The organism is Rhizobacter sp. P1_G5 (genome assembly GCF_056405435.1).
The window spans coordinates 1-2113 of the sequence record NZ_JBFUCB010000834.1 but is presented as its reverse complement, the minus strand read 5'-3'; the positions used below and the strand labels follow the sequence as shown (position 1 = coordinate 2113).

The following is a 2113-nucleotide window of genomic DNA, read 5'->3' as shown; positions in this document are numbered from 1 at the left end:
GATCAGCCAGTGATTCTTCAGGGGAACATCGTGAAGCTGGCCCAGTAGGCGATCGCGGCCACGAAGGCGGCGGCCGGGATCGTGAAGATCCACGCCCACACGATGTTGCCCGCGACGCCCCAGCGCACCGCCGACGCTCGCCGCACCGAGCCGACGCCCACGATCGCGCCGGTGATGGTGTGCGTGGTCGACACCGGGATGCCGAGCGCGGTCGCAAGGAACAGCGTCATCGCRCCGCCGGTCTCGGCGCAAAAACCGCCGACCGGCTTCAGCTTGGTGATCTTCTGGCCCATSGTYWGCACGATGCGCCAGCCGCCGAACATSGTGCCCAGCCCGATCGCCAGGTAGCAGCTGCCGATCACCCAGCCGGGCGGTGCCTTCGAATCGGCTGCCGCGTAGCCGGTGGCGATCAGCAGCATCCAGATGATGCCGATGGTCTTCTGCGCGTCGTTGCCGCCGTGGCCCAGGCTGTACAGCCCGGCCGACAGCAGCTGCAGCCGGCGGAACCAGTTGTCCACGCGCAGCGGCGAGCTGCGCCGGCAGATCCAGGCCACCGCCACCATCRYCAGCGAACCCAGCAGGAAGCCGAGCGCCGGCGAGATGAAGATGAAGGCGACGATCCACAGCAGGCCGCCACCGACCAGCGCGCCGATGCCGGCCTTCGCGATCACCGCGCCGCAGATGCCGCCGATCAGCGCGTGCGACGAACTGGACGGAATGCCGTACCACCAGGTCACGACGTTCCAGACGATCGCGCCGATCAGCGCACCGAACACCACGTGGTGATCGACGACGCCCGGCACGACGATGCCCTTGCCGACGGTGGCCGCCACCGTCAGGTTGTGGAACACCGAGATCGCCAGCACGTTGAAGAACGCGGCGAAGATGACCGCCTGCTGCGGCTTCAGCACGCCGGTGGACACCACGGTGGCGATGGAATTCGCCGCGTCGTGGAAACCGTTCATGAAATCGAAGACGATGGCCAGCGCCACCAGCAGCGCCACCACCCAGAAGGCGACCTGGACCGATTGCATCGGGGGCCCGCCGGATCAGGAATTCTCGAGGACCACGCCCTCGATCAGGTTGGCCACGTCCTCGCAGCGGTCGGAGATCGATTCGAGCTGCTCGTAGATCGCCTTCAGCTTGATCAGCTCGCGCACGTCCTTCTCCTCGCGGAACAGCTTCGACATCGCGGCGCGCATCACCCGGTCGGCATCGGACTCGAGCTTGTCGATCTCTTCGCAGGTCTTGATCGCGGCCTCGCTCGCGTCGGACTGGTTCAGCCGGGGCAGCAGCGACACCGCGTGCTGCACGCGCTCGCAGCACTTGGCGCTCAGGTCTCCGAGGCGCAGCACCTCTTCGGTCATCGTGCGCACGTCGTACAGCTGCATGGTCTCGGTGGCGTCCTGCAGCAGGTCGACGATGTCGTCCATCGCGTTGATCAGGCCATGGATCTGCTCGCGGTCGATCGGCGTGATGAAGGTCTTGTGCAGCAGCCGGTTGACCTCGGCGGTGATGCGATCGGCGGCGCGCTCGGCGGCCACCACCTCGTTCGCATGCTTCTCGCGCAGGTTGAGGTCGTTGTAGTTCTCGATCATCGCGATGAAGGCGCGCGCGCCTTCGACGATGAACGCGGCGTGCTGGTTGAACAGCTCAAAGAAATTGCCTTCGCGCGGCAGCAGCTTGCCAAACAGCATCGGGGTCTCCTGGGGATCGGCCGCGCCGTCGTCGCGCTGTCACCAAATTTTCACTGGGCGCAGTGTAGCCGGGCGGTTCAGGCCAGCCGGGGCTGCGCGCCGGGGTCGAAGAACTCGCGCGGGCCCTGGAAGCCGGCCAGCCGGTCCAGCAGCGCCCGCCAGTCGGACTCGCGCTCGATCGGGTTGAAGTGCTCGGTGTTGACGGCCAGCACCGGCGCCGCATYGAAGCCTTCGAAGTAACTCGCGTAGGCATCGGCCAGGCGCTCGAGGTAGTCGGCAGCGATGCGCTGCTCCATCGCGATCGCGCGGCGCTGGATGCGCTGCTGCAGCGTTGCGGTCGGCGCCTGCAGCCAGAGCACGAGGTCGGGCTGCGGCACCTGCGGCGCGACCTGGCCATACATCTGGCTGTACAGCCC

At 67.0% G+C, this 2113-nt stretch carries 3 protein-coding genes; all 3 read right to left on the bottom strand.

Annotation, left to right across the window (positions count from 1 at the left end; genetic code table 11):
* Window positions 1-17: 17 nt before the first annotated feature.
* Window positions 18-1034 carry an inorganic phosphate transporter gene (locus AC1D12_RS31685; protein WP_477845143.1) on the bottom strand — a complete coding sequence of 339 codons (1017 nt, stop codon included), beginning with the start codon at window positions 1032-1034 and terminating at the stop codon, window positions 18-20.
* Window positions 1035-1049: 15 nt separating this feature from the next.
* Entirely contained in the window at window positions 1050-1697 is a 648-nt protein-coding gene (locus tag AC1D12_RS31680) for a DUF47 domain-containing protein (RefSeq protein WP_047500697.1), read from the bottom strand.
* Between the two features lie 77 nt (window positions 1698-1774).
* On the bottom strand, window positions 1775-2113 hold a 339-nt coding region (locus AC1D12_RS31675), incomplete at its 5' end, for a deoxynucleoside kinase (RefSeq protein WP_477845142.1).